This is a genomic window from Streptomyces sp. NBC_00414 (genome assembly GCF_036038375.1).
Taxonomy (GTDB): Bacteria; Actinomycetota; Actinomycetes; order Streptomycetales; family Streptomycetaceae; genus Streptomyces.
In genome coordinates this window covers 4,877,461-4,903,602 of the sequence record NZ_CP107935.1, presented here as the reverse complement: position 1 = coordinate 4,903,602, position 26,142 = coordinate 4,877,461, and the positions used below count along the sequence as shown (strand labels likewise).

Genomic DNA, 26,142 nt, shown 5'->3' with positions numbered 1-26,142 from the left:
TTCGGATACAGGAACGAGCGCGACTGCATCAGGAACGCCAGGCATGGCGCGAAACGCGACGCGTAAACTATGCGTCCCTCGTTGCTGCCGTAAGACAGTATCGACTGCACGTGTTAGATCCGCACTCATTCATCGAAATCAGAGTACACGCAAATGTATGGATGCTTTTCGGGAGGCAGGCGGATGAGCAAGGAGCGTCTTGTTGTTCCCGCGACTGATGCATGGCACGAGCGCAATGCATAACGTCGCCAACTGGTCAGATCGCATATTGCTCAAGTACCTGTACTTCCGTAATGAAGGAAGCCCGCTGGGCTTCGAGTGCGCCCAGCCCATTGAGTGCACTGCGGTGCTGCTCCTCAATCGACCGAAAATAGGCTTCGGCGTCTGATGCCTCAGCCAGAAGTTGATCCCTCCGAAGTTGCGAGTCTTCCATCGTGGCTCTTTCGCTAGCAACGCTCAACTGTCTCTGCGCCGCTTCCTTTCGCTGCGTAATCCCGTCTAGCATATCTTTGACTGTCGAGATCCGTCCCTCTAGATCCGCAATATCGTGAGCCCTCCTCTCGATGTGGCGCATAGCTTTTCCGAAGTCAAGTGGCGTTTCGTTCGCCTGGTCGATTGTTGCTTGGCTAACCTGTACATCGAGAACGTGTGCAGCGCGAGCCAAAAAATGAGCCAACGTAATTTGATGGTATCCGACTTCAGCAATTGTGCGCATTTCTTCGACCAGTTCGGGTCGAGGGCCGACTGCCATGCCGCACTGGAATCTAATCCAGTCCCCTTTGGTGTCCGTGGAGATGAAGAGAATATTCTTCTTTTTGTCTTTGGCGTGCTCCAGCATCTCCATCCAGATCAAGTAGTCTCCGACCCCATCGTCGCCCTTTTTCTGTACGTCCAAATATCCCGGAGGGGTGCTTTCTTTCCCCCTCTTGAGTGCCTCTTTTTTCCGCTCCTCCTTCTCGTTATTCGAGATCTCCTGTCCGACCCTCCCGTCGAAGATAACCCCAAGCCTCTCCAGGATTGGATCCTGCGAAAGTAGAGCCCCAGGAGTGAGATCGTATTCGGAAACTTCTGCTGCGATTGTGTCGGTTATTTCGGAGATGGATTGGTTTAGTGGTGCAAGGTGTTGTGCTGAGCGACCGTCGGCTAGGGAATGTAGTTTGTAAAAATCACCCAAAGCTGCCACCAAGACTTTTGCCGCCTCGGCTACTTTGTCGTATTTCTCGCTGAGAGACTTTGCGTGACTGTCCACACAGGAGATTCTGTTCCTGTGGAATTCATCCGCCACCTGTCTTGGGATCCAGATTCGAGTGGCGACCTTTTCTAGGACTCGAAGGTACTCATTTCGCGCTGACGGCTTCATGCGGTATAGATTCAAAACCGCATTCGTGTCCAGAACGATGGAGCTGGAGCGGATTTCCTGATCGATGAATTGTTCGGACTTGCGTCCAAATTCCTCGTAGCCCAATGTGAACGTGCTGGAGCGATGCTCGGTCATGACACCCCCGGTTGGCTGCTGCGGTCAAACTATTACGAATCGCCACTACAGGAGAGCTGTTTTCCAACGTCCGACGCAAGCGAGGTGCTCGTACCGCTGGGCCGCACCCGCCTACGGATCAGAAGGTTGCAGGTTCGAATCCTGCCGAGTGCACACAGGTCAAAGGCCCCGCCGGTTCGCCCGGCGGGGCCTTTGACATCAGCGGGTGACATCAACGCCCCCGGAATGGCCGCTCAGGCGGCGTTCTCGCCCTCCGGGTCGTCGTCCACATCTTCGAGTCCGAGCGCGTCATCCATCCGCTCTGCAGCCGCGCGCAGCGTCGACCCCATCACGTGCGCGTAGGTGTCGAGCGTCATCGTGATCGTGCTGTGCCCGAGCGTCTCCATGATGGTGCGCGCGTCGACGCCCTGGGCGAGCAGCAGGGACGCGCAGGTGTGCCGGAGGTCGTGCACGCGCACCCGTCGCACCTTCGCGTCTCTGCACAGGATGGTGAGCATCCGGTTCAGGCTGCGCGGGTCCGTCACCCGTCCGGTCACCGTGGTGAAGACGAGTCCGGTTGGGTGCCCCGGAGTGGGCTGCCACTTCGCTCCGGCTACCTTCTGCTCTCGTTCTTGCTGCGCCCGGTGTGTGGTGAGCGCCCGCACGCAGTGCTTGGGCAGGGAGATCGTACGGACGGAGCGCATCGTCTTGGGCGTGCCGAAGATCAGCTCTCGTCGGATGCGCTGCACGTTCCGCCGGACCCGGAGAGTGCCGGCCGTGAGGTTGATGTCCGCCCACGTGAGCCCGAGAGCTTCCCCGCGCCGCAAGCCGGTGGAGACGAGCAGCAGCCACAGGGCGTAGAGGCGATGAGGCTGAGCGGTCTTTAGCAACAGGCGGACTTCGGCCGCGTCCAGTGGACGCACCTCCTTCGATTCGACCGTGGGGGTTTCCACGATCCGGGCGACGTTGCGTGCGATCAGTTCCTCGCGCATCGCCTGTTGCAGCGCGGACCGCAGCACTGCGTGGATGTACTGGACCGTGCGGGCCGACGGGCGGCGCTTGCAGCAGCGACCCACGGCGCAGCACGTGCGCTTGTCCTCCGGCCGCTCCTCGTCGGCACCCCGCAGGCAGCAGAGACAGGCAGCCTTGAATTCGGCGAGGAATCGCCGGACGTCTGCCGGGGAGAGCCGGTTGAGGCGCTTTTTGCCGAGCGCTGGGCGGATGTAGAGGCGGGACAGCCCCTCATAGCTGTTCAGCGTCGCGGGCTTCAACCGTTCCGGGGCGATGGTGGCCAACCAGTAGGTGAGGTAGTCCCCGAACGCCATCGTGGATGAGGCCGCGGGGATGCCCTGCCGGGTCATCTCCTGCATCTCCGTGAGCTGCGAGGCGACTTCCTCGCGGGTCTTGCCGTAGGCGAACTTCCTCGTCCTGGTCCCGTCGGGACGGAAGACGTAAGCGGCTGCCTGGTAACGACCGTCCTTGCGCTTGGTGATCGTTCCTTCGCCATTCGCGCGGCGCTTGGCCATCAGGCTGCCTCCTCAAGTCGGTCTTGCATGTACTGGCGTACGGCGGTCACCGGGACCCTGCGGGCGCGGCCAGCGGTGAAGCTTTCGAGCTGCTTGGAGCGGAAGAGGTCGTAGACCTTGCTGCGACTGAGGCGCAGCGCGTGCATGACTTCGGGAACGGTGAGCGCTTCAGGCAGCGCAGGGGCGACGCTGGGCACGAGGACGAACCTCCGGGAGCGAGAGAGGATCTTGGGAGCCGTATCGGCGAGGTAGCGGACTTCTGGGGGCGGGGGAGCTTGCTTCGAAGCCCGCGTGTGTCCGAGGTGCGGATTTCTGCGTCATTGCGTCATCAGCGTCATTCGGGCTTGTGACCTGCGGTTTTGAGTGACGCACTGGTGTGGGCGTGCGTCATGGGTGCGTCATGGCCTGCGTCATCCGTGACGCAGCCCATGACGCAGATGACGCAGGATGACGCAGGCGCGGCCGTCTGCGTCATGGCTTTCGCCGCAGGTCAGGGGCCGTTTTCTGGCCTGGATGACGCAGATGACGCAGCGTCTTCCCTCTTAGGACAAAAGAGGGGCCGTTTGTAGTGGTGCGGTGCCACTTTGGGCGTGAAGAAGGAGCGCTCGCGCACGACCCTCGGGCGGCGTTCCGCCGAACAGCAAGAGGAGCACGCCTGGCCGCTGGTGCTCCTCTTGCTTGTCCGGTCCGGTCGCGCGGATTGCGGAGCGCGGTCAGAACATCCGCTTCTGTTCGGACGGCGGCGGTGCGGATTGGCGGGTCATTTCGAGGTAGCGGCCTTCGCTGGTGCGGCCGGTGTCGATGAGGACTCCTCGTGCGGCGAGGGTGGGTTGGAGGCGCTTGAGGCGGTCGGAGAGGACTTTGCCGGTGGTCGGCCACCCCTTGGGCAGGGAGCGCAGTTCGTCGCCGCTGTAGAGGAGGCTGAGGCAGTGCAGCCACTGTGTGGACGTCATCCGCTGCTCTGCGCCTGCCTCCATGCTGTCGGCGTGCGCGAGGACGGTCTGTGCGAGGAGGTCGCCCTCGATGACGTCGTCGTTGAGGTCGTCCAGGCTGGTCCGGTACGCGGCGAGCGCGCCCAGGCCGGTGGCTGCGTCGAGTTGGGCGCACAGGTGGGCGAAGTCGGCCATGCGCAGGTCGGTGGGGGTTTCTGCCGTTACGGCGCGGACTTTGACGGTGAGATCCAGGAGTGAACCGAGGACGACGGGCAGGACTTCTGCGTAGTCGGTCCACAGTTCGGCCTCGGTGCGCCGCACGCGAGGCCGCTCCAGGCGCAGCGGTAGGAGCCGTTCGGCGAGGTCGGGGCGGATGACGCCGACGTCGATGCCGGTGAGGAGGAGGGGACGGCGGTAGCCGACGCGGAAGACGTCCCCGTCGGTGAACAGGGCCCGTTTGACGCTTTCGGCTCCGGTGACGATGCAGCACATCGCGTCGGACAGGTCCGGGGTCATGTGGGACAGGTTGTCCAGCGCGGTGACCCATCCGGCGGCCACGGCCGCGATCAGGTTCTCCTCGTCCTTCGGTGCCCGGCGCAGGTCGCCCGTCATGCCCTCGATGATCCGCACGAGCATCCGGCCGCCGGTGGACTTGCCCGCCCCTTGCGGGCCGGTGAGGAACGGGGCGGGGACGGGCACGGACGGTCCGAGGCAGCCGATGAGCCAGGCAATGGCGAGGCATTCGGTTTCGGCGTTGGCGAAGTTGCACAGCCGCATGAGCAGGTCGATGCCCTTGCCCTCGGTGTCCTTGACCGGCAGGGGGAGCTCCCCCGTGAGCTGGGTGCGCCGCCAGCAGACTTCGCGGGGGTCGGGGGTGAGGATGTCCCAGCCGGTGGGGTGGATGCGGACGGACTGCCCGTCATCGCGTCCCAGGTCCAGCCACGTCGCCCCGTCGAACCCGGGAGCCACGCGGATATGGACCGGCTGCACCTGCTCGGTCAGCGCGAGGGCTTCGATCAGGTCCAACGCCTCTTTGATCGCTGACCCGTTGAACGCGCCGCGCCCGTCCCGGTACAGGCCGACCATGAGTTCCTGCCGGTGGCTGCCGGTCGTTCCCTGGGAGCGGATGGGACGGGCGACGGGGTGGCCGTTCTTCTGCGCGTACACGGTTCCGCCGGCGGTGCGGAAGTAGCGGAAGTGCGCTTGTGCGTAGTCGGTGATGACTTCGCGGCCGGGCGTCTTGTCGTCCTCAGACATGGCTCAGTCCCAACGTGGTCAGGGCGTTGGTCCACGCATCCGTGCAGTGCCGGGCGCTCTCGCCCTTGGCCTGCGCTGCGGTGAACAGCCGGGCGGTGTGCGTCTCGGTGAGGCAGCCGCACCGGCCGTGCGTGGACAGCACCGCGAGGAACGTCCGGTAGACGGTCGCGTGCACCGCACTGCGGGCCTCGGTGATGCGCTGCTCCGCCATGGCGATTCCACGGTCCAGATAGGTGGGCGTGCGGTGCGGACACGCGCCGCCACCGGCCGGCGCGGGCACCGTGACGGATGCCGGGCGGACCGGGGCCGACTGCTTCGCGGTCAGGGCGCGTACGACGTCCGGCAGGGTCGTCATGGTGCCGGTTCCGGGCCCGAGGTAACGGGTGTAGGCCATGGTCGACTTGATGTCGACGCCGGGCCGTACGCCGTTGGCGCCCTGCATTGCACCCTGGTAGAGCCAGTGCTCGCCCCGGGTCGTGGGCACGATCCGGGTGAGGGGCAAGCTCGCACGGGCCCACGCCATGGCGGCGGGGTTGTCGAGATCCACGACGGTCAGGCCGGCGCCGCCGGGGTGGTAGGCCACGCCCGCCGCTTCCCGCCACGCCCACGCCCACATCGGCGAGTCGATGACGGTGGGGTCGGTGGTGGCGGCGGCCCAACCGTGGCACGGGTACGGGCAGGTGCAGGGGCCGGGATTCTTCATGTTCGGCCGGCCGCCGCACACGTTCTTGGCGCAGGTCGGGCAGTTTCCGAACGGCACCTTCCCCGCCCGCAGCGGCAGCGGGGGCACGCCGTGTGCCGCGAGGCTGAGGGCCGTACGCAGGTGATCGCTCACGCCGCCACCCCCAACACGGTCGCTGCGAGGAAGGCGCGGCCGATGTGTTCGGTGTAGGCGGGTGGGATGGCCTCGGTGAGTTCCTCGCGCACGTTCGTCCATGTGATGCCCATGGCCTCTTGCAGCTCCGGTACGGACGGTTTGCCGCCGCCGTTGCCGTAGGCGGCGACGTACGGGCCGTCGAAGTACTCGCCGTGGCGGTAGCCGCGCACGCGGCCCCGGTGCGCCACGTGGGCCGGCTGCTCGATGGTCCAGCGGCCCAACTCGAAGTTGCGGTGCCGGATGACCCCGAGGCCGTACATCTCGCCGCACAGGGTGAGGTCCTTGCGGAGGACCGCGCGCCCGTTGGGCTGCTCGATCACGTACGGAAGGCCGGTGAGTTCCAGTAGGGCGCGGGTGGGGGCGACCAGGTCCACGTGAGTGCCGCCCCATCCCTGGGAGTGGTTGGTGCCCACGGTGAGCGTGCACTTGTCCTGGCAGGGCGGGGACGCGTGGACGAACGCGTACCGGTGGATGTCCCCGGTGCCGATCAGGTGGGCGAGGTAGGTGAGCGCGTCGCCCCGGTGGTAGGGGAACGGGTAGTTCGGGCGGTCGGCGATGTCGCATCCGTGCACGGCGAAACCGGCCCGTGCGTAGCCGGTACCGGCGCCGCCGGCGCACGAGAACAGATCCAGCAGACGCGGCCGGGAGCCAGGGGCTCGCCGGATGTCGGTGGGTTGGGTCATGCTGGGAGACCTCCACAGGTCTGTTGACGGCAGGTGGATCAAGGGCGGCCCCGCTTCATTGGCGTGAGTGGGGGGCCGCCCTTGGCATAGCTAGAAGGGGGCGTGCTGCCGGTACCGGGCGGCGGCCACGATCGCGCCGTGGTCGAACGCGAGGTGTCCGGTGTCGTCCAGCGGCATCCACCGCACGGCGGCGGCGTCGTCTCCGGCCCGCGCGATGGTGTCGGCGGGGACGGTGACCAGGTAGGCGGCGGTGACGTACCGGCCGCGCGGGTCACGGTCGGGGGTGTCGAAGACGCCGATCAGGTCCAGGTCGTCGGCGTCGACACGGACACCGGTCTCCTCCAGCAACTCCCGCGCGGCTGCGGTCCGGGAGGTCTCGCCGGGGTCGACGTGCCCGCCCGGCAGTGCGAACTGTCCCTTGTGCGGCGGCCATCCCCGCTCGATCAGCAGGAGGGCGCCGTCACGGATGCACACCACGTCGGCGGTGTAGCGGATGGTCTCGAAGGTCTCGATCATGTCTTCGGCTCTCGATTCTCGGTCGGTTCAGCCGTGGAAGTGGTTGCGCTTGATCACGGCCTTACGGATGTTGACCGTGGTCCCGCCGTGGTGGCCGCTCGCGCCGAAGATCTGTACGGCGATCCAGCCGCCGAAAATGACGGCGGCGAGGGTGATCAGTTGGGTGATGAACGCGGTCAGCGCGGCGATGAACGAGGTGAGGAGGAGCAGCCCGCCGCACACGGCGAGGAACCCGACCCCGCCCAACGCGACGTTCACCGCCGTACGGGAGACGGCCGGTTTGGCGGCGAGGGGTTCGGGCTGCATGGGGCTGATCGCGTAGCCGGTGACGACCCGCCCGTCGGGCAGGACGATGCTCGCCACGGCCGGGACCGTGCTCGGCTGCATGGGCACGAGCGGGGCGGCCGGCGGGTGGGTGATGGGGGTGGGCTGGTGGACGGTCACGGCCCGCTCAGCGGGCAGGCGGCCAAGGCTCTCGGGGTACATCCGGAATCCCTTCTCCGGTCAGGCCAGGGAGGCGCAGAAACCCCCCGGGAAAGGTGTGTGGAGCGGGTTTCGGGGGCGTTGACCTGCGGTCCTCCCTGCCTCCCTGACAGATCGTTTGTGCAGGTCAGGGTGAGGGAGGCGGGTCAGGGAGGGGTTCAGGGAGTTCTCCCTGCCTCCCTGACCCGTCGGGGGTCGGCTCCCTGCTGTCAGGACGCGGAAGCGGAACCCTCGTCGTCCTGGTTGGCGAGGGCGCGGGCGAGGCGGTCGCGGCCGACGACCATGCGGCCCTCGGACTTGTACGGCTCCGCCCCGGTGCCGTCGAGGACGCGCTTGAGGTCGCCGTTGGTCCACTTGCCGTAGGCGTCCTCGTTCAAGCCTGCGAGCCGCTTGAGGACGTCGGTGGTCGGGACCCGCGCCGCGTCGCCGAGGGCGGCGAGGATGTCGGCGAGCGGGTCGCGCTCCTCGCCCCGCTCGATGACCTGAAGGGTGATGACGCCGTCCCGCAGCGCGCGGGCCCGCTCCGCGATCGCGGTCGCGTCCTCATCGTTGACGTAGTGCGTGCGCACGGTCACCGACGCCTGCCCGGCGGGGATCTCGATCCCGTCGGAGGCGACCACGAGCGTTCCCTTGTCCAGGCCGGGGCGCAGCAGGTTCGGCGCGGCCCCGCCGTCGACGGCCTTGTCCCCGAGTGCCATGCGGGCCTGCGACTCGGTACCGAGGGCGAGGGAGGCGCGGGTGTGGGCTCCCTCGCGGACCAGCTTGGGAAGGTTCTGGTCCGTCGGGTCCTGCGTCCCCTGCCACAACGTCACGTTCACCGCACGGCCCTGGTTGTGAATCTTCCGCGCGGCCATGAAGTAGCGGGAGGTGGCCTTCGAGCCGCCGTACGGGCGCTTGGTCTCGTCCTGGAGCGGGCACATGAACGCGACCTGCGCCTCATCCACCAGCAGCACCAGCGGCGGGAACACCGACCCGGGAGGCGCCTGGAGGCGTCGTTCCATCTCGCGCACGCCGTCTTCGAGCATCTCGGTCGCCTGGATCACGTGGTCATCCGTCGGCCCCTGGATCAGGACGGTGGCCAGACCGAGGAACATCGCCCAGTCACCCGCACCCTTCAGGTCCGCGATGCGGAACTCCACCGTGCGGTCCAGGGACAGCCACAGGGCCAGTGCGCGCAGGGCGGCGGTCTTGCCCTGGTTGGACAGGCCGGTGATGAGGAGGTGGCGCTGGTAGACGCTCAGCGCGGCAGCGTCTCCGCGCAGGTCCTGGCCCCAGGGTGCGCGTCCGGTCTTGTAGTTGGCGGTCATGCTCTCGTCGGTGACCAGCGGAGACGGGCCGATCGGCTCGTCCAGTGCTCCGGAGTCGGCTACCCACAGTCGGACCGTGCGGGCGGCGACGGGGATGGTGATGAACACTTCGTGCTCGTGCCGTCCGAGGTTTTCGGCGAGCTTCCGCCGGCGCTTTTGGACCTCGTCCGTGGACACCCCGGAGGGGAGGGTGACGTCGACTTCGACGCCGCATCCGGCGATCCGGATCGGCCCGAGCATGCTCGCGCCTGCGTCGCCCATGTCCTTGATGGCGTTGCGCAGCGGGGCGACGCCGAGGTTGCGCAGGGCCAGCACCACGGCCGAGGGGGTGACGGGTTCACCGTCGGTGTCGCGGAGGTTGGCGGGCATCGCCCACGCCGGGGCCGCCTGCTGGTGCTTGCCGACCGCCCACAGGCCGATCAGTGCTGCCCAGGGGCCGATCGTGACGGCCGGTCCCCAGGTCACGGAGATGACGAACACGATCCACTGGATGAGCTGGACCACGGCCATGACCGGGGTGGCGACGTCGGCGAAGTTCTCGTTCGCCACCGCCAGCGCGATCCCGATCAGTAGCAGCATCCCCGCGCCCATTCCGGCAGCGGCGGCGACGCCCTTGGCGGCGTCGAGCGGGGCGGTGAGCAGGTCCATGCGGCGGCGGTGGCGGGCGTCGCGGAAGCGCTGCCCGCGCTCCTCCCACTCGGTCGCGGCCTCATAGTTCCCCGCGGCTTCCGCCGCCCGGATCATCCGCTCGTACCGTGCAGGCGTGCGGCTCTCCCACGTCCGACGGGCCACAATCCGAGTCCCGCCGACGACGTACAGGCCATGGCGGGCGATGGCCCGGCAGGCCGTGGTGGTGGTCTCGTGGGTGGCCATCGCACGGATGGCCCGTGCGGAGCGCGCCCACAGGGGCACAGACAGAGTTTCAGCGTCCGGCGCTGCTACAGCAGCCACCGGTACGACGGAGGGCGTCTCGGGGCCGTTCTGCGGGTCCTTGAAGAGGTGAACGACGTTCTCAGTCATGCGAGTTGACTCCTGACGGGTTCAGGCAGCGGCAGCGGGAACGATCTGATTGGCGAGGTGATGGCAGCCGCGCGCCTCGCGCTCCTCCTGCTGAAGCAGGTACAGGTGGTCGCGGGCGTCGCGGCGGGACTGGCGCTCGATACCGAGGCGGTCGCGGGTGTCGCGAACGACCCGCTCGATGACGCCCTTGCGGCTGAACTGCATGGCGTGCACCAGCTCATGCACGACGGTCACGGCGAACTCAGCCTCGGTGCGGTGCTTGTCAGCGATGACCAGCACCAACACGCTCCCGTCCGGGCACGGAACAGCACGCGCCATGACCGTGCGGGCCAGGCGCTTGCCCTCGTCGACCGCCCGCCGCTGCGCACGGCGGTCCGTGCTGCCGGCCAGGGCGAGATCGGCGGCGGCACTCAGTTCGGCCATGCCACGCTCAGTCGTCAGCGTGACCTCAACATCGGGCATCCGGCCGGACACGGCGCGGCCGACGATGCGTACGGCCTGCTCGGTGAGGCGCTTGGCGGTGCGCATCGTGGGCCCGTAGCCGGGCAGCTTGTGCGCGCTCACGGTGATCTTCGCGGACATCAGGCCACCAGCCGCTTCCACGCGGCCCGCAAACGGACCTCGGATGCCGAGTGGCCGGCCGCGCGGAAGCGGGTGGCCATCTCGCGGTACGACAGGGCGGGCACCTCGCTGTGCCGGATCTCATCCACCAGCGCGTCAAGGGCGGCGTCGGTGAGCGCGGGCGCAGCCTCCAGCCGGAGGGCTGCGACGGGCTCGATGGGACCCCAGACGGGCAGGTCCCAGCGGGGTGTGACGTCGGGCGTGACGCGGGCCGTCACGCTGCTCAGCGCCCTGCCCGTGTCCTCACCCTCACGCGCCACCTCCAGCGTCGACCACGCCCGCGACAGACTCTGTGCCGTCCGGGCCTGAACGCGGGCCACACGGGCACCGGCCTCCGTCACGGCCGTCAGCCGCGTCTCCTCCGTAGACGCTTCCGCCCGCAGCCGGGCACGCGCCACGGCCGCCTCATCACGCGCCTCCTGCTGAATCCCCTTGATCGCACCGAGCGCGTTGGAGGTGAGGGCGGTGCGCTCCCACAGGCCGTGGACCAGCCACAAGGCTTTGGCCGCGATCGGCAGCCACGCCACGGCCAGCCACGCACCCGGGTTGTCCTCGCCGGTGAGGGCGTGGGCGATCAGGACGCCGGTGGCGATGAGGCCGAAGGACCAGCCGACGGCGGTGACGGCGTTGCTGTGGTCGCCCTGCGCGGCAAGGCGGCGTTCGTAAGCGAGGGTGGCCAGCCATCCGCCGTCGATGCCCAGACCGACGACCAGGGCGACCGGCCACGGCATCGCCGTGCCCAGCCACATCACGACCACGGCCAGGGTGAGGACCATGGATACCGCCGTCATGGCGACGGCGGGAAGAACGGTCTTGGCGTTCATGCGGACACCCCCGCCGCATGCGTCGCGGCCGTGTTCGCCAGCGTGCGGCGAGCGGCCAGCACCCGGCGGCGGGCCCGGCGGATACGCCGTGCGTCCAGCTCGGTGGGGATGCGGTCCAGCGTGATGATCTGCGCGTCGAGCAGGTCGATGTCCGCCGTGATGACGGGCATCTCCTGCTCGATCGCGTCCAGCTCCGCGGCCGTCGGCTCGCGGTCGAGAACGTCGGCGGTAACAACCGCCTGATCAGCAACGATGTGCTTCATGGGTCGTGGTTCCTCTCACAGGGTGAACGGCCCGAACAGCGGCCCCGGTGTTCGAGCACCGGGGCCGCGCGCCGTTGAAGTCGGATGTCCGGCTCCCCTCAGCGCTGCTCGTACGAGACGAGCAGCGGAGGCAACCGGCCCACAGCCGATGAGCTGCGGAAAGGTCGAGTCGCGCTGAACCGCACACGGGACAAAACCCGCGCACGCCGCCCTCTTGCTTCAGAGGTGGAGCGGCTACCTCAGGCACACTGTTCAGTTCTCAAAGAACGACCCGCAGAGGGCTCCGGTGGAGGCGAGCTATCCAAAACGGGCAGGTCAAGCCGCTATAACGGGTTTCCCCTCGTTTGCTTAGGGGGGGTTACCGCATCGCTTGTTAGGTACCGTAGGCAAAGTCGAAGCTGTGCGCAACCCCCTCTCGCGGTACAGTCTGTTAGCCCCCCTAGGCGACGGTTGGAGAGCAGTGGACAACGACATGCAGCGCGTCTCTGAGATCGCGGTTCCGGTTGACAGGGCCAAGGCAGCGATTGACCTGATGGCGACCTACCAGGGATGGGTCCTGGAGCTCTCGCGCATCCGTCGCGAAGCCATTGAGGAAGCGCAGGCGTCCGGCATGACGCAGGCCGAGATCGCGAAAAAACTCGGAGTCAGCCGCGGGCGAGTCGGGCAACTTGCATCAGCGGGCCCTCCCCCCGAGCGGGCCTTCTTCGGGACGGACTTGGTCACCGTGTCCCTCGGCGGCAAGTACGAGGCAGGCAAGAGTCCCGAGCAAAACCCAAGCGCGGTGGTTGTTAGGGAGGACCTCGACAACTTCGAGCACCTACGCAAGATGCTTGCGGGGATGAAGCTTGAGGCTCAGTACGAGGTGATCCCGCCGACCGGGATCGTCAACTTGAACAGGGACAACCACGTCGTTGTCTGCGGCCCTCGCCTGTCTCCGATCGTGGCGCAGGTGCTCGAAGGGGACGACAACCTTCGGTTTGCCAAGGATCACGCGTGGCACCTGGTTGACCAGGTAGCTGGGAAGGAGTTCCGGTCACCGCAGGATGAGGACGGTTCGGCCGGCGACGTCGGATACTTGGGACGCCTCCCCCGCTTGGACGGAAAGGGGACGTTCCTCTACATCGCTGGTGTCCATGCCATTGGAGCGAACGGAGTCGTTCACTTCCTAGAGAACAACCTGGCAGAGCTGTACAGAGAAGTGCGAACGCGCCGCTTCTCCACTCTGATTTCGTGCCGTTACGACCCGACGACGCTCGAAGTACTGGAGAGTCGACGCGTCACCCCGCTATACCGACACGAAGGCTGAACATGCGCGTCGCGATCGAAACCCGCCCCGGTGGAGCGGCACCAAACGAAGATTGGGTGGCTGGCACACCAGCTCTTGCCATTGTGCTGGACGGACTCAGCACTGCCGGTCTGGAGACGGGATGCCGCCACGGCGTTCCGTGGTACGTCGAGCACCTGGGCAGTCAGCTCGTGGCCGCACTGACTGATCCGGAGCGCTCGCTGTCGATCGGCTTGGCCGATGCCCTCGAACGCGTGGCGGCCAAGCACCCCGAATGTGACTTGGGGAATCCAGGAACCCCATCCGCAACGGTGGCTGTCCTGCGGCAGCGCGAAGGCTTTTTCGATCACCTCGTCTTGGCTGACTCCCCGATCGTGCTCGAAGACCGCCAAGGCTTCTCCGTGATCACTGACCTGCGCGTGAAGGAGATCCTTCCGGAGTTGAAGGCGGAAGTCGGTCGGTACGAGACCCATACGGCGGAGCACAAAGAGGCTCTGCGCCGGCTGGTGCTCGCACAGCGACAGACCCGCAACACGGCCACCGGGTATTGGGTCGCGGCGTCCGGACCCGAAGCCGCAGAGCATGCACTGACCGGCAGCGCTCCCGCTGAGGATCTACGCGCCGCTGCCCTCTTGTCCGACGGCTCGGCATGCCTCGTGACGGACTATGCAATGGCGACGTGGCCCGAAGTCTTCAGGACACTTCGCAACGGGGGGCCGCGAGCGCTGATCGACTCAGTTCGTAAGGCGGAAGCCGCAGACCCTCATGGGAAGCGGTGGCCACGCTACAAGTCCGGGGACGACGCTTCCGTTGCCTTCTGCGAGTGGGGATAAACCTTGGTCGGGAATTGACGCGATCTGTCCCAGTTGGCTGATGGCGCAGCCTGCGTTGACACCAGAGGGTCTAGCCCGACCTCGGCAAGGGGAGCACGGCGACGGGCAGCCGCGGTAAGGGCGCTGGAGCCCCTACCGCAACAGTTCCCGCATCAGCTCGTGACGCCCGCTGGCAGCTACCTGGTCTTGCTCTGCGTAGTACCGCGTTAGCCAACCCCAACCGCCCCGCAAATACTCAGAGTGCTAAGCGATCTGTAGGCTGATTGGGGCATGGAGCCGGACTACAGCCAGCTATTCAGCATCGCCAACTGATCGCTCAGCGAGCGTACGACCCGTCAGACGCAGCCGAGGAGGATATTCGTCGGCTTTGGCGCGTACATAAAACCTGCGCCGCCACTCAGGCCTAGACTCTCCGCTGACCGTCAAGATCCACTCGTATAGGCCGGGATCAAGCACTAGACCTGCCGACATCTCCACGATCATGGCGGCGCCACCGCTTAGCCCTGCGGGTCGCTCTGAAGCTGGCGGCACGGTGATGGTGTCCTGAATCAGCATCTTGCGCTCAGAGCCATCACCTAGCGTGACGTCTTGCCCGCTTGCATCAACGAGCCGTAGTTCCGCCCGCAGCGCTTGCTTGCTCTGGTCGGGCGGCACTCGGACCACGGCCACGACCACAAAGGCAGGGAGCGGCGAAGGGCCGATAATCTCCCAGCTCAGCCCTAGGGCATTCAGGTGGCCGCTGACATCGATGTTTGCGGCTTGAGCAAGGGATAGCGTGACGTCCATGAATCACCGAGACACTAGCTGTGGCTGCTGCCACGGAGCGGGCTGAGGAGACGTAGTCGGGCCTGCGTCGACGTCTTGTGCCTCCTCGGTGTGAGCGATTTCCAGGTCCCTCAAGGAGTCCCAGGCCACATTGAGGTAGACGAGACCGGTCCGCTCGTTGATACGGGCGACGGTCGCGAATCCCTCAATCTCGTCATCGGGCTCGAACACGCGTACGAGGCTACCGACTTTGATGGGGTGGGGGAAGTGGCTGTGTCGGATCCGGATGCAGCCGTCTTCGGTGAGTGCGTTGAAGTTAACGGCCGCACGATTGAGGGTGGGTGGAGCAAAGATGTTGAGGAAGAGCGCTAGCGCCATGCCGGATTCCTCCTTGGCTCACCAAAACAATCATCGAAACGCTTGATCACCTCGGGTGAGGCCTCGGGACCAAGCTGCGCATCATAGTGGTAGGGGTGTGGCGGGGATGCCACCAAAGTAAACCCTGCCTCTATGAGTGTTTCCACCGGGGCGATTCGGTAAAACTTCACTTTTCGGTGCCCCTCGAACAAGCGTACAACAAGAGCGTCATAGTCCTCCCCTGGTTCGAGCGGGGCCGCGAAGGTACTCAGCTGGTAGCTCTCGCTGTGATCTCCAGAGTCTTCACGCTCAAGCTTTTCGTCCTCTGCTTCTTCGATAACTCTTTCCGCAGCCTTGCGCTTCCCTTCACGCATGACTAGGGACCCTGCGAGGGGAGGTTGCCCGGGAGTGCGCACAGGGCGAGCCTAGCTGTAAGCATTCGAACGTGTACAAATGATCATAAGACGGGCAGGCTGGGCGAGTTGGGGACCCTGCGCAGGGCGCGGGAGGATGCTCATTGACGCATGGTCAATACCTGCAAGTTGGGGTCGCGTGGCACGGCAACGAAGTGGGGCAAGCATGGTGCACAAACTAGAGCCACCTTCACCCATCGGACCCCAAGATGCGCAAAGTGACCATATGTGACTGAGTTTTCAACAGGTGCGAGCCGAGGGCATCGCCTTCACTCTCTTCGCTTGGCTGCGTCTGTCGCGGGTAGCGCTCCTTCTTCCGCCCCGGTTTGAGGTGCGGGAAGGAGGCTATGGGGATGGGAGTCTGGGGAGGCATGCTCCTGAGGGAGTGTCATGAGTGATGCCTACCCTGCCGTCATGCGTAAAGGTGCGATCAGTCGAGATGGTGTCCTCAAGGCCGTTGCTGAGTGCGACGAGTTGGGGCACGACCGGTTTCTCTCCGCCTACGGCTACGAGCCGGCGACCGGGTACTTTCTCGTTCACGAGGACCGGTCGTACGACTCGAAGGCCATCGCCGGAGTGGCCCACAAGTTCGACCAGGGGCGAGCCTTGAGGCCGGACGAGTTGAGCGGAGGAAGGTCCCACGCTGCCAAGTGGCTCGCCCGACTCGGCTTCGTGATCCGTTCGTCGCGCAATCCCGACTGGACGCGAGACGAGATCATCCTGGCCTGCGATCTCGCGATGGCCAACGGCTGGAAGCGACTGGACTTCAACGACCCGCGAGTGATCGAACTGTCCGCACTGCTGCAGACCATGCCGATCCACCCCCAGGACGTACGCACCGAGCTGTTCCGCAACCCCAACGGCGTGGCCCACAAGACGGCTGACATCACGTCCCGACACCCGGACTACCGAGGGAAGCCGACAAACGGCAACGCACTCGATGTCGAGGTCATGAACGACTTCCTCGCCCGGCCGGCCGAGATGGTAGAGGCAGCCCAGCGCATCCGGGACGGCCTCACTGCAGGAGAATTCCAAGACCTGTCCTCGGAGGCCGACGAAGAGGACGACTACAGCGCACCCGAGGGCAAGTTGCTCTTCCGGCGCCACAGAAGTCGGGAGCGTGACAAAGGGCTGCGCAAGAGGAAGATCGATGCCGTCCTGCGCCAGGGCCACAGGCTCACGTGCGAGGCGTGCAGCTTCGACTTCGAAGCGACCTACGGCCCGCGAGGCGCCGGATACATCGAGTGCCACCACGTCGTACCGCTCCACGAGGCCGGCGAGGGGCGAACCAAGCTCCGTGATCTCGCTCTGATCTGCGCCAACTGCCACCGGATGATCCACCGCCACGCCCCATGGCCCACACCCAGCGAACTCCGGAGCCTCATCCAGGAGACAACGAACCCAGGCGGGGCGCAGATTCCTTCCCAAGCGAAGCCCGAGCAAACCCGACTCGACCGGAGGACGGTGCGCTGAAGGCGCACGAGGCAACGCGAAGGGGTGAAAATCAGTCGTCACCCTGCGTTATGTTACTAGTTGGTATGTAGCCCCCGCAGATACGCAATTCGCAGTAACGCAAGCCCCGCTTGCGTTACTCCTGACGCCTGGTGTCCGTGGCCACGCACGGCCTATCCGAGATCGATCGCATCACGTGAGGTGGATCGTGAGTGCCGGCTAGCATCGGTCTGGTCATGACGGAGCCCACCTGACCGCGCATGCTGACAGGCCGAACGGCAGGTGGGCAACTGAACCCGGAGGCCCAGATATGAGTTTGCCCCTTGTCACACACTGCGTGTCAAACCCGCGTCAGCAACTTGCATTGATCACCATCATTGTCGTGATCGTGCTCGCCTCTCCGACGTGGACGCAGATCGTAGGCGCGTACGCGGATGGAGCGGCATTCCTCGCGCTCTGTCTCACGCTCGGCAGTACAGCGCGGAGGCGCGCTATGGATGACCCTTCACGAGTTGGCACGCTGCAGCCCCGACCTCGGTGACCCTTCCCGGGGCCCATGGGCCATCCGTGGGCCAGGAAGTGCACGGCTGCCCGCGGGTCGCCGTGTTCAAGCAGGTCAGATGGTCGTGAAGGCGCATAGGGCGACGCTCTGGAAAACCATCGTGGGGCCAGCGAAGTCCCTGACCTGAGGTTCAAATCTTTCCAAGTCAACCCCTGATCGCCCCGGTCGAGCGCGTGCTCATGGGCAAGCGAACGCCGATGAAGATGTCCTTTTTGATCGAAAGAGGCTCCTTTTGCGGCTGGCCACTGCCACAATGCCTGGTTCGGGGCGAAGAAGGGGTATCCATGCTTGCGGAAACGGCGGCGTTACGGCTGGGCACCACCGTGGCGAATGCGGCGGGGAAGTTGTGGCTGGGAGGCAAGCAGCGGGAGCAGGAGCGCTTGCTGCCGATGGAGGAGCTGGTCCGCCTACGGGTACCCGGCATGCGCCTCCAGCGCGAGGTCAGGCAGCAGTTCGAGCAGATCACCAACGCGGTGTTCGATCGGCTGGAGCCTTTCCTGAAGCACGCGTTCCAGCGCTTAGAGGAGGGAGGTCGCCAAGCAGTAGTCGACGGTGTGTCCGACACGTTCACGCGAGCGGACCTCTCAGACGAGGCTCTCCTCGCCGCGAACGCCCACCCTGCCGAGCTCATCCGCTCCATCACGGGTTCCGTGAAAGCACCCGTCGGCCTAAATGAGGCGGAATCCCGCCTGTATGAGGTGCTCTTCAGCGAATGTGTCGAGTACTACGTCCGCATCGTGCGCAGCCTGCCGGTCTTCGAGGAGCGGGCAGCGGGGGAGTTGCTGGCACGGACGGCCACGTTAGGTGCCGAGGTGTCGCGGATCCTGGAACGCCTTCCGGATCGTTCACTTTTTGCGCCGGATGGCACGGACCACGACACGGCTTTCCGCCGTAAGTACCTGGAGCTGGTGAGTAGGGACCTCGACGAAGTCGAGCTGTTTCGCCGTACGACCGACCAGGCGACTGCACCCCGCGTACAACTATCGGTTGCGTACGTCAGCCTGCGGACCACTGGGGACGACGGGAAGCACCGACGGACCGCTCGCTCTTTGCCACCGCTCAGGCCCGACATGAGTAACTGGGAAGAAGCGGGAGGCGAGAGCTCGGGCATGCGGGTCGAGGCCGCATTGAGGAATGGGTCCCGGGTACTGGTTCGTGGCGAGGCCGGCTCGGGCAAGACGACTTTGCTGCGCTGGCTGGCCATCATGGCAGCGCGCGGGGCTTTGAACGGTGAGCTGGCCGACTGGAACGGACTCACCCCCATCTTTATCAAGCTGCGGGAATACAGCGGGCGCACGCCACCCGCCCCGGAGGCAATGCTCGACGGAATCGCCGGGCCAATTACCGGGATTATGCCCAGAGGGTGGGTTGAACGGCAGCTCGAAGGCGGCAAAGCACTCCTCTTGATCGACGGGGTGGACGAACTGCTCGATCGGGAGCGCCGAGCAGTACGGGACTGGCTACGCAAGCTTCTGGGGCAGTATCAGGGAGTTCGGGTGATTGTCACATCGCGCCCCTCAGCGGCCAGCGCGGACTGGCTGCGCCGTGAAAAGTTCACAGCCCTCCACCTGGATCGTATGACGCCACCGGACCTGGCGGCATTCGTACGGCAATGGCACCATGCTGTACGCGAACTGGGTAGCGAACTGCCTTGCGATGTCGCTGAACTTCCGCAATATGAGCAGTCCCTCCTCACCAGCCTCAAGGACCGCGCGCATCTCCAATCGCTGGCAGGTTCACCCTTGTTGGCGGCCATGCTGTGCGCGATGCATCTGAACAGGGGCCGCCAACTGCCGCGGGATCGTATGGAGCTGTATCGCAATGGTCTGCACACTCTGGTCCACGACCGGGACGCGGATCGGAATGTACCGAGTGCAGTGGACAGCAAGCTCAGCCTCCGCGACAAACTCGTCATACTGAGGGATCTCGCGTGGCGGTTGTCGGACAACAACCGAAGCGAGATCGACCTAGAGAGGGCTGCGGGGTACGTCGCGGCGAAGCTGAGGGCAATGCGCCACCTGGACGTTTTGGACGGCACCCAGGTCCTGGATCAGTTACGACACCGCTCCGGGATCCTCCGGTCCCCCGCCGATGGGCGCATGGACTTCGTGCACCGTACTTTCCAGGAGTACCTCGCCTCCGAGGAAGCCACGGAAGAGGATCGCATCGGCAACCTGGTTAGCCGAGCGCATCTGGACCTGTGGCGGGAGACGATCATCATGGCGGCGGGCCATGCCAACTCCCGCCAACGGGAGGAGTTGCTCGGCGGCATCCTCGACCGCGCCGAGGAGGAACCCCGGCATGCACGAACGCTGCGGCTGCTGGCGGCAGCATGCCAAGAGACGCTGCCTTCCGTGTCGGACGATCTCGCGGATCGCTTGGACTCGGCCGTGACCAAATTGCTTCCGGCACGGCGGAGGACGGATCCGCCCGCTCTGGCGGCGGTGGGACCCAGCCTTCTGCGCTGGTTGCCACGGTCAGTGGGACAGCTGACCCAGCAAGCTGCGGAACAGACGGTACGGACCGTGGCGCTGATCGGGGGTGTGGAGGCTCTGGAACTGCTAGCGGGATACGTGAGAGATGAGCGTGCGGACGTCGTCGATGAACTAGTCCGTGCATGGGACTACTTCGACGCAGACGCCTATGCCGACAAGGTTCTGTCTCGGCTGCCGCTGGCTGGACTTGACGTCTCGCTAACTCATTCCGGCCAATTGCAAGCGGCAAGCCGGTTGCGTTCGCTGACAGCGGTTCGAATCGATTACGCCGTACGGGGACTCGGGTTTCTCGCTGAGCTCCCGCCACTGCAAGAGCTGTGGATGACCCAGCTACGCGAAGCGGACCTGTCCGTCCTTCGAGCCCATCACGGTCTCAGGCAACTCCTGCTGTTCGGCAGCGGGCCGGTGAGAGGGGCCTCGGTCCTTGCAGACCTCACGGAACTAACCTGGCTGGCACTGCCTTACCCTGAAGATCTGGATTTGAACACCTTGCGCCTGATTCCCAAGCTGAAGGTACTCAGCTTCGGCAGTTTGCCGGAAATTGACCTGAGCCCGCTAACCACGTTCGCCGGCTTGGAAGACCTGCACCTGGTCTCAGATGACAAGTGCAGGCTGCGCGGTTTCGAGGAACTCGCGGGAATGACCGGCCTCAACAGCCTGTGGCTCTATGACCAAGACGTGAAAGCCTGGCTCACAGCACTCAAAAGCGTTCCCCCCTCGTTGACCGAACTCCACCTATACAGCTGCGTTGTGCCCCCCGACCCTCACGTCTTTGTGCAGCTCAGCAACCTTGAACTGGTAACTCTCACCGGGTGTTACACCCCTGACGGCACAATCGTCACCACCCTAGACATCCCGGGTGTGCATACCCAGATTAGCTGACAGCACGGCAGCCCGACCTCTCAGAGGCGACTCGCCCCCTATGCGCCGAGAGCCTCACCTAGTTGAGCCGTTGCAGCTGGTCCCGAACCTATGAATGTTGTCCGGTATAGAGCTCTCCGGGACAAGCTGGGATGCTCCCAGGTGTCCCGCGGAAGGATCCCGGCTGGGAGAATTTTCTGCTCAACGTTGACGTAAGCAGCGCGTAAGGGAACTACCCACCCACACTGTCGTCCAGTTTCAACGGAAGTCTCACTCCGATAAGTTCGCGCTCGTTCACGGCTACGTCAGCAGTAGACGACACACGGGATCTGAACAAGCCTGAGCTACCAGGAACTGAAACGAGCACAGTTGGAAAGCGTGTGGGGAGTTCCCGGAGGCATCGTGGCCCGATCCAGAGGCCAGTTGAGCCGACGGTTGCCTGACATCAGCCGGTGACATCAACAGGGGTGCACAACTGCGGACGTCGACGTATGTGGTGCAGTTCGGGGCCGTACCTAGTTTCCCGCCTGAGCCACCGCTCACTGATCGTTCGTGGGTAGCGCACCCGCCTACGGATCAGAAGGTTGCAGGTTCGAACCTGCCGCGTGCAAACAGGCAAGGGGCCCCGGAGAGGTCCGGAGCCCCCTGCGTTTCCCAGCGGGCCGAGGGAAGGCTGTGCTCGCATGCCAGGTGGGAGGCTGCTCCTCTTCGTCAGTGAGGGTCCGCGGCGACACCGCCGGGCCCTCTCTGGGCCCTCCGAGGACGACCGACGACGACAGGCAACGACCAACAACGACCGCTCGACCGCAGGTCAGTTGGGGTTCGCACCCTGCTGACCAGGGGCAAAAACCGGGCCCGCCAGACCCAGGGCAAGAAGAAGTAAGCGGAGCTGAGCAAGCCCCCTACCTGCGGGTTCTCCGCTGGTAGGGGGCTCATTGCTGCCCCTGGGCTGTCGCTGGGCCGCGTACGGCTACGGATCGGAAGGCGTCCGTGCCTCCTTCGTAGGCTGCTCTGTCAGTGGCGTTCGCTACGGTCTGAGCTTGTTGGGCCGGTCAGGTACGTCCGTACAGGACTCCGCGGTCATGAGGGGTGGGAATTAAGGTCCCCGGCAGCCGGCTCGGGACTCAACCGATGAAACCGTGCCCCACCCCTCTCCGCACCTTCCCAGCAGGACTCGGCTGTTGTTCGTGCCGGACCCGTGCCAGGTTGGGCGGGGAGCCACGGGGACGGCGGACAGAGAGAGGTTGGCATCGCGGCGGAAGCCGGTGGGGGCGCAGCGAAACATGCGCGCGTCATCGGCCGGCCTTCTCGCCGTCGTGGCTGACCGTCGTCGGCTGAGGCACGGACGGGCCCGTATCCAGCTCCGAGCAGACGTCACCAGTCACCCACCCACTTGCGGCCGACGCGCTGTCCCTGGACCGTGGGACACGGCTGTATCGCGTGAGCAGTACGGCGAGTTCGGGTCAGCCCTTGACCGCCTCCGCGATCCGCAGTGCCGCCTCCGCCGGTGTGAGGTGTGTCGTGTCGACGACCTCCGCCTCGTCGTGCAGCCACGTGCGGGCCGCCTCCGCGTAGGGCTCAAGGTATCGGAGGCGGAACGGGGAGTCGGGGCCCAGGACCGTGTCGCCCGCGATGCGGCCCCGGAGCGTGGCCTGGTCGGCGTGGAGCACGAAGTGCCGTACCGGAATGCCGTGTTGGGTGAGGCCCGTGCTGATCTCGCGCCAGTACTGCTCGACCAGGACGGTCATCGGCATCACCAGCGTGCCGCCGGCGTAGTCGAGTACGCGGCGGGCGGTCTCGACGACGAGCGGGCGCCACGGTGGCCAGTGCTGGAAGTTGTCCGCCCCCGCACCGGGCAGTCCCGGCGTGATGTCCATGAGTGTCTCGCCGACCTTCTCGGCGTCGAACACCCGTGAATCCGGGACCAGTTGCTGAACGAGCGCACTGGTCGTCGTCTTGCCCGCGCCGTGGGTGCCGTTGAGCCATACGATCATGGCTTCAACGCTAGCGCCGCGCCGCCCGGTCACGCCTTCGGTACGGCTGAACGGAGCCAGTCGGCGAGTACGGCGAAGTCGTCGTCGGCCAAGCCCCTGCCCGGGTCCACGCGGTGAAGCAGTGACTCTCCCCGGTGCTGGGCGTCGACCCAGAGGCGGTCCATGGCGCCGATCTCGTCGTCGACCCAGATGAAGGGGCGGCCACCCGCCCACTCGACGATGTGCCGGGTCTTCCAGTGCAGGCCCCGCGGACCCTCTTCAACGGACACGCCCGTGGACATGGACGCGTCGGCGGACGTATCCGGCCACCTCACCACCGGCAGGCTCGTCGGCAGTCCGATCCGTGGCGCGACCACCTCGTTGGCGTCGTCCAGCCAGGTCGACGCCCACACCAGGTCGCACCCCAGCGCCGACAGGCGCGGCCCGACGGTGGGATCGAGGCGTCCGAGCAGTGGGTTCCCCGAGGCGGGGACGATGGAAGGGGCGGGGGCCGGGCGACCGGCAGAGTCGGAGGCCGGGGGCCCGGGAAGCCGACTGCCCGCCGACGGGCCGAAGGGGATGAGCGGTCCGTCGACATCGAGGAAGAGGACGGGGCGCCCCGCCGAGCCGGTCACCGCCGCACGATAGCGCCTGTCACGGCCGAACGGCCGAACGCCGGGCGATCGGCGAACGGCCGGGCGATCAGCCGGACGGCCGAGGGCCGCACGCCCGCGCCGGCCGCAGCCGCACGGCAGCCCCGCGAAGCAACTGCCGTTCAAAGCTGCTCTAAAGCTGTTTCTTTCCGATCATGTGTGCCGTTACAGTGACCCAGCTGTCGTACAGGAACGTGAGGTTGCCGTTCCACGTCGGGGAGGCGAACGACAGCCTTTTTTCACAGCTTTCGACACCCTTGTCATCATTCTTGTGGGGGCACATGAAGATTCACAGACGCCGCGTGCTCGCGGCGCTCGGCACCGTCGTCGCCGTGACCGCGGGCATGGCGACCGTCACGCCCGGCGCGGCGGCGGCGGAACCCGTCACCTGGCAGGCCACCGACGGCAAGCTGACGTTCGTCAACGGCGCACGCAACGTCATGCAGACGCAGGAACCCGGCAGCAGCACCTACAGCGACTTCCTCGCCGACGCGCGCCAGCCGGCCTGGTCGCCCGACGGCAGCCGGGTCGCGTACGTGAAGAGCGGCCGGATCGAGACCCGCCGCTACACCGGCTCCACCCTGGTCAAGATCCAGGAGCAGGGCTCCATGAGCAGCGTCGGTCACCCGACGTTCCTGCGCTCGGGCAACACGGTGGTCTACTCCGGCGGCGGTCGCCTCCGTTACGCGCCCTCGGACGGTTCGTACTACGCCCAGCCGCTGTTCTCCACCACGGAGGACGGCTGCGACCGCCAGCCCAGCGCGTCCGTCAACGGCCTCATCGCCTTCGTCCGCACCGGCGACACCTGCGGCTCGCCGACGGGTTCGGCCATCTGGCTGTACGAGGACACCACCGGCGGCTTCACGAAGCTGACCGACGCCGGTACCAACCCCGCGATCTCGCCCGACGGCACCCAGGTCGCCTTCGTGCGCGAGGTGGACGGCCTCACCCGGCTCTTCGTCATCAACACCGACGGCACGGGGGAGCGCCAGCTCACCTTCACCGACGCCGCGTACACCCCGGCCTGGGCGCCCACCGGCAACCGGATCGTCGTCACCAACGGCACCGACGAGGACGTGGCCATCCCGCGCGTCGTGGACGTCGCCACCGGTGACGTCACCAAGTTGGCGATGCCGCAGGGCACCTCGTCGGTCCTCGATCCGGTCTGGCAGCCGCTGCGCAGCCAGTCCGTCGGCCGGGTCTGGGGCGCCGACTCGTACGCCACCAACGTCGCCGCGTCCCGCTGGACCTGGAACACCACCGGCCAGAGCGAGCCGGGCCTGATCGACGCGAAGTCCGCCGTCCTGATCAGCAAGGACAGCCCGTCGTACGCCCTGACGGGCCAGACTCTCGCCGGCCAGAAGCAGGGTCCCCTGCTGATGACGTCGAAGACCTCGGTGTCGGCCGGCGTGCAGAGCGAGCTGAAGCGCGCGCTGAAGCCCGGCGCCACGGTCTACCTGGTGGGCGGCACGGACATCCTGTCCAGCGCGGTGGCGACCAAGGTCAGCTCGCTCGGCTTCACCCCGAAGCGGCTGTCGGGCACCTCGCGCTACTCCACCTCCGTGGCGGTCGCCAAGGCCGTCACGAGCTCCCCGGAGTACGTGTTCATCGCCACCGGCACCGACTACCACTCGGCGATCGCGGCCTCCGCGGCGGCCGGGGCCCTGGGCGCCGGCGGCAAGGGCACGGTCGTCCTCAACGAGGGCAACAAGCTGTCCTCGTCGGTGAAGTCGTACCTCAACTCGGTCGACCCCGACCGGACCATGGTCGTCCCGGTCGGCGCCTCGGCGAAGTACGCGCTCACGCACACGGCCTTCTCCAACTGGCCCGACACCTACTCGTACTACCCGATCAGCGGCAGCGGCCACGACGGTACGTCGGCCGAGCTGGCCCGGTTCTGGTGGAGTTCCCCGTTCCAGGTGGGTCTTGCCTGGACGGACAGCTGGCGCGGCGGTGTCTCCGCGAGCACCGGCATGCTCTACTTCGGCCCGGTCCTGTGGACCGACGAGACGACCCTGTCGGAGACGAGCGCCACCTATCTGCGTCAGCAGGCGGCCGGCGTCAACTCCGTCATCGCCTTCGGCGGGACCGGATCGGTCTCCGCGGCCGAGCTGACCGCGGCGGGCTCCGCCATCAGCGCGAGCAGCTCGCTGGCGCAGTACCGGCCGTACTACAACGGTGCCGCCCCGGCGCAGCAGTCGGCGCGCTCGGCAACCGGCGCCGTGAACGACACCGCCTCCGCCCCGCAGCCGCAGAGGACGACCGGCACCACGGCACCGCGGCCGAACCTGGACGCGGTGCGCACCACGAACCGCTAGAACCGCCGACGGACACGCGACCCGTACAGGCCGAGCGGCCCCTACAGCCGAGCGGCCCCTACAGGCCGAGCGGCCCCTACAGGCCGAGCGACCCGTACAGGCCGAGCCGCCGACACGGTTCACGAACGAACGGAAGGGCCCCGCACCTGAAGCGGGGCCCTTCCGCGTTCATACGTCGCGCCGGTGGCGCGTCAGCCGCACTGACAGGGATTGCCGGACTGGCACCCGCATCCGCAGCCCGAGCCGCAGCCGCAGGCGCCGAAGAGCGGCAGGCTCTTGATCTCGACGGGCTGCTGCGTCTCGCGTTCCTGGGTCGGGTCGGGCGTGGTGGGGGAATCGGCCATGGGTCCCTCCTCGAAGGCTTGTGCCTACTCCCATTGCATTCCCACCAG

23 protein-coding genes are annotated in these 26,142 nt (G+C 66.2%); 5 read left to right on the top strand and 18 right to left on the bottom strand.

Annotation, left to right across the window (positions count from 1 at the left end; genetic code table 11):
- Positions 1-256 precede the first annotated feature (256 nt).
- The 12 genes from OHS59_RS21065 to OHS59_RS21010 form a co-directional block, all read right to left on the bottom strand.
- Positions 257-1,495, bottom strand: coding sequence for a PIN domain-containing protein (locus OHS59_RS21065; protein ID WP_328494966.1), 1,239 nt, complete (start codon positions 1,493-1,495; stop codon positions 257-259).
- 233 nt (positions 1,496-1,728) lie between these two features.
- Positions 1,729-3,000 carry a tyrosine-type recombinase/integrase gene (locus OHS59_RS21060; RefSeq protein WP_328494965.1) on the bottom strand — a complete coding sequence of 424 codons (1,272 nt, stop codon included), beginning with the start codon at positions 2,998-3,000 and terminating at the stop codon, positions 1,729-1,731.
- Positions 3,000-3,197 (bottom strand): helix-turn-helix domain-containing protein, encoded by a 198-nt coding sequence (locus OHS59_RS21055; protein ID WP_189776308.1) that lies wholly within the window; start codon positions 3,195-3,197, stop codon positions 3,000-3,002. The genes OHS59_RS21060 and OHS59_RS21055 overlap by 1 nt, the downstream gene beginning before the upstream one ends.
- Before the next feature lie 516 nt (positions 3,198-3,713).
- On the bottom strand, positions 3,714-5,189 hold the full coding sequence (locus OHS59_RS21050) for an ATP-binding protein (RefSeq protein ID WP_328494964.1): 1,476 nt from the start codon (positions 5,187-5,189) through the stop codon (positions 3,714-3,716).
- A complete protein-coding gene (locus OHS59_RS21045; RefSeq protein ID WP_328494963.1) occupies positions 5,182-6,024 on the bottom strand; it encodes a bifunctional DNA primase/polymerase in 843 nt (280 codons plus the stop codon). The genes OHS59_RS21050 and OHS59_RS21045 overlap by 8 nt, the downstream gene beginning before the upstream one ends.
- On the bottom strand, positions 6,021-6,749 hold the full coding sequence (locus OHS59_RS21040; RefSeq protein ID WP_328494962.1) for a DNA methylase: 729 nt from the start codon (positions 6,747-6,749) through the stop codon (positions 6,021-6,023). The genes OHS59_RS21045 and OHS59_RS21040 overlap by 4 nt, the downstream gene beginning before the upstream one ends.
- Before the next feature lie 90 nt (positions 6,750-6,839).
- Positions 6,840-7,265 (bottom strand): NUDIX hydrolase, encoded by a 426-nt coding sequence (locus OHS59_RS21035; RefSeq protein ID WP_328494961.1) that lies wholly within the window; start codon positions 7,263-7,265, stop codon positions 6,840-6,842.
- A 27-nt stretch (positions 7,266-7,292) separates the two neighbouring features.
- A complete protein-coding gene (locus OHS59_RS21030) occupies positions 7,293-7,751 on the bottom strand; it encodes a hypothetical protein (protein WP_328494960.1) in 459 nt (152 codons plus the stop codon).
- Positions 7,752-7,957: 206 nt separating this feature from the next.
- A complete protein-coding gene (locus tag OHS59_RS21025) occupies positions 7,958-10,075 on the bottom strand; it encodes an ATP-binding protein (protein ID WP_328494959.1) in 2,118 nt (705 codons plus the stop codon).
- A 21-nt stretch (positions 10,076-10,096) separates the two neighbouring features.
- Positions 10,097-10,657 carry a hypothetical protein gene (locus OHS59_RS21020; RefSeq protein ID WP_328494958.1) on the bottom strand — a complete coding sequence of 187 codons (561 nt, stop codon included), beginning with the start codon at positions 10,655-10,657 and terminating at the stop codon, positions 10,097-10,099.
- Positions 10,657-11,520, bottom strand: a complete 864-nt coding sequence (locus OHS59_RS21015; protein WP_328494957.1) for a protein spdB — start codon at positions 11,518-11,520, stop codon at positions 10,657-10,659. Before OHS59_RS21015 ends, OHS59_RS21020 begins: the two co-directional genes overlap by 1 nt.
- On the bottom strand, positions 11,517-11,783 hold the full coding sequence (locus tag OHS59_RS21010) for a DUF6284 family protein (RefSeq protein WP_328494956.1): 267 nt from the start codon (positions 11,781-11,783) through the stop codon (positions 11,517-11,519). The genes OHS59_RS21015 and OHS59_RS21010 overlap by 4 nt, the downstream gene beginning before the upstream one ends.
- 400 nt (positions 11,784-12,183) lie before the next feature.
- On the opposite strand from OHS59_RS21010, the gene OHS59_RS21005 reads away from it, so the two are divergent.
- Both OHS59_RS21005 and OHS59_RS21000 read left to right on the top strand, forming a co-directional pair.
- Complete coding sequence (locus OHS59_RS21005) at positions 12,184-13,089, top strand: sigma-70 region 4 domain-containing protein (protein ID WP_328494955.1); 906 nt, start codon at positions 12,184-12,186, stop codon at positions 13,087-13,089.
- 2 nt (positions 13,090-13,091) lie between these two features.
- Positions 13,092-13,901 (top strand): hypothetical protein, encoded by an 810-nt coding sequence (locus OHS59_RS21000; RefSeq protein ID WP_328494954.1) that lies wholly within the window; start codon positions 13,092-13,094, stop codon positions 13,899-13,901.
- 291 nt (positions 13,902-14,192) lie between these two features.
- Here the strand turns inward: OHS59_RS21000 and OHS59_RS20995 are convergent, their stop codons facing one another.
- Genes OHS59_RS20995 through OHS59_RS20985 form a run of 3 tightly spaced genes read right to left on the bottom strand, consistent with a single transcriptional unit; the run spans position 14,193 to position 15,397 of the window.
- Complete coding sequence (locus OHS59_RS20995; protein ID WP_328494953.1) at positions 14,193-14,687, bottom strand: DUF6941 family protein; 495 nt, start codon at positions 14,685-14,687, stop codon at positions 14,193-14,195.
- A gap of 3 nt (positions 14,688-14,690) precedes the next feature.
- The gene (locus OHS59_RS20990) at positions 14,691-15,044 is read right to left on the bottom strand and encodes a hypothetical protein (protein ID WP_328494952.1); all 354 of its coding nucleotides are present in this window, start codon (positions 15,042-15,044) and stop codon (positions 14,691-14,693) included.
- On the bottom strand, positions 15,035-15,397 hold the full coding sequence (locus OHS59_RS20985; protein WP_328494951.1) for a hypothetical protein: 363 nt from the start codon (positions 15,395-15,397) through the stop codon (positions 15,035-15,037). The genes OHS59_RS20990 and OHS59_RS20985 overlap by 10 nt, the downstream gene beginning before the upstream one ends.
- Positions 15,398-15,850: 453 nt before the next feature.
- Between OHS59_RS20985 and OHS59_RS20980 the strand changes: the two genes are divergently transcribed.
- Together OHS59_RS20980 and OHS59_RS20975 are read left to right on the top strand one after the other, a co-directional pair.
- On the top strand, positions 15,851-16,909 hold the full coding sequence (locus tag OHS59_RS20980; RefSeq protein ID WP_328499295.1) for an HNH endonuclease: 1,059 nt from the start codon (positions 15,851-15,853) through the stop codon (positions 16,907-16,909).
- Between the two features lie 825 nt (positions 16,910-17,734).
- Positions 17,735-20,827 carry an NACHT domain-containing protein gene (locus OHS59_RS20975; protein ID WP_328494950.1) on the top strand — a complete coding sequence of 1,031 codons (3,093 nt, stop codon included), beginning with the start codon at positions 17,735-17,737 and terminating at the stop codon, positions 20,825-20,827.
- Between the two features lie 1,442 nt (positions 20,828-22,269).
- Here OHS59_RS20975 and OHS59_RS20970 read toward each other — a convergent pair.
- Together OHS59_RS20970 and OHS59_RS20965 are read right to left on the bottom strand one after the other, a co-directional pair.
- Positions 22,270-22,800: an AAA family ATPase gene (locus OHS59_RS20970; protein WP_328494949.1), complete on the bottom strand. Its 531-nt coding sequence runs from the start codon at positions 22,798-22,800 to the stop codon at positions 22,270-22,272.
- 29 nt (positions 22,801-22,829) lie between these two features.
- The gene (locus OHS59_RS20965; RefSeq protein ID WP_328494948.1) at positions 22,830-23,414 is read right to left on the bottom strand and encodes an HAD domain-containing protein; all 585 of its coding nucleotides are present in this window, start codon (positions 23,412-23,414) and stop codon (positions 22,830-22,832) included.
- A 299-nt stretch (positions 23,415-23,713) separates the two neighbouring features.
- Between OHS59_RS20965 and OHS59_RS20960 the strand changes: the two genes are divergently transcribed.
- A complete protein-coding gene (locus tag OHS59_RS20960; RefSeq protein WP_328494947.1) occupies positions 23,714-25,750 on the top strand; it encodes a cell wall-binding repeat-containing protein in 2,037 nt (678 codons plus the stop codon).
- Positions 25,751-25,941: 191 nt separating this feature from the next.
- On the opposite strand, the gene OHS59_RS20955 is transcribed toward OHS59_RS20960, so the two are convergent.
- Positions 25,942-26,094, bottom strand: coding sequence for a hypothetical protein (locus tag OHS59_RS20955; RefSeq protein WP_188113919.1), 153 nt, complete (start codon positions 26,092-26,094; stop codon positions 25,942-25,944).
- Positions 26,095-26,142: the final 48 nt, after the last annotated feature.

Excerpts from the sequence above, each read along its gene's own strand:
- OHS59_RS20970 (WP_328494949.1), bottom strand. The coding sequence starts at position 22,800 with ATGATCGTATGGCTCAACGGCACCCACGGCGCGGGCAAGACGACGACC.
- OHS59_RS20990 (WP_328494952.1), bottom strand. The coding sequence starts at position 15,044 with ATGGCGCTAGCGCTCTTCCTCAACATCTTTGCTCCACCCACCCTCAAT.
- OHS59_RS21065 (WP_328494966.1), bottom strand. The coding sequence starts at position 1,495 with ATGACCGAGCATCGCTCCAGCACGTTCACATTGGGCTACGAGGAATTT.
- OHS59_RS20975 (WP_328494950.1), top strand. The coding sequence starts at position 17,735 with ATGCTTGCGGAAACGGCGGCGTTACGGCTGGGCACCACCGTGGCGAAT.
- OHS59_RS21020 (WP_328494958.1), bottom strand. The coding sequence starts at position 10,657 with ATGTCCGCGAAGATCACCGTGAGCGCGCACAAGCTGCCCGGCTACGGG.
- OHS59_RS21010 (WP_328494956.1), bottom strand. The coding sequence starts at position 11,783 with ATGAAGCACATCGTTGCTGATCAGGCGGTTGTTACCGCCGACGTTCTC.
- OHS59_RS20955 (WP_188113919.1), bottom strand. The coding sequence starts at position 26,094 with ATGGCCGATTCCCCCACCACGCCCGACCCGACCCAGGAACGCGAGACG.
- OHS59_RS20995 (WP_328494953.1), bottom strand. The coding sequence starts at position 14,687 with ATGGACGTCACGCTATCCCTTGCTCAAGCCGCAAACATCGATGTCAGC.
- OHS59_RS21050 (WP_328494964.1), bottom strand. The coding sequence starts at position 5,189 with ATGTCTGAGGACGACAAGACGCCCGGCCGCGAAGTCATCACCGACTAC.
- OHS59_RS21035 (WP_328494961.1), bottom strand. The coding sequence starts at position 7,265 with ATGATCGAGACCTTCGAGACCATCCGCTACACCGCCGACGTGGTGTGC.
- OHS59_RS21025 (WP_328494959.1), bottom strand. The coding sequence starts at position 10,075 with ATGACTGAGAACGTCGTTCACCTCTTCAAGGACCCGCAGAACGGCCCC.
- OHS59_RS20980 (WP_328499295.1), top strand. The coding sequence starts at position 15,851 with ATGCGTAAAGGTGCGATCAGTCGAGATGGTGTCCTCAAGGCCGTTGCT.
- OHS59_RS21015 (WP_328494957.1), bottom strand. The coding sequence starts at position 11,520 with ATGAACGCCAAGACCGTTCTTCCCGCCGTCGCCATGACGGCGGTATCC.
- OHS59_RS21030 (WP_328494960.1), bottom strand. The coding sequence starts at position 7,751 with ATGTACCCCGAGAGCCTTGGCCGCCTGCCCGCTGAGCGGGCCGTGACC.
- OHS59_RS20985 (WP_328494951.1), bottom strand. The coding sequence starts at position 15,397 with ATGCGTGAAGGGAAGCGCAAGGCTGCGGAAAGAGTTATCGAAGAAGCA.
- OHS59_RS21040 (WP_328494962.1), bottom strand. The coding sequence starts at position 6,749 with ATGACCCAACCCACCGACATCCGGCGAGCCCCTGGCTCCCGGCCGCGT.
- OHS59_RS20960 (WP_328494947.1), top strand. The coding sequence starts at position 23,714 with ATGAAGATTCACAGACGCCGCGTGCTCGCGGCGCTCGGCACCGTCGTC.
- OHS59_RS21060 (WP_328494965.1), bottom strand. The coding sequence starts at position 3,000 with ATGGCCAAGCGCCGCGCGAATGGCGAAGGAACGATCACCAAGCGCAAG.
- OHS59_RS21000 (WP_328494954.1), top strand. The coding sequence starts at position 13,092 with ATGCGCGTCGCGATCGAAACCCGCCCCGGTGGAGCGGCACCAAACGAA.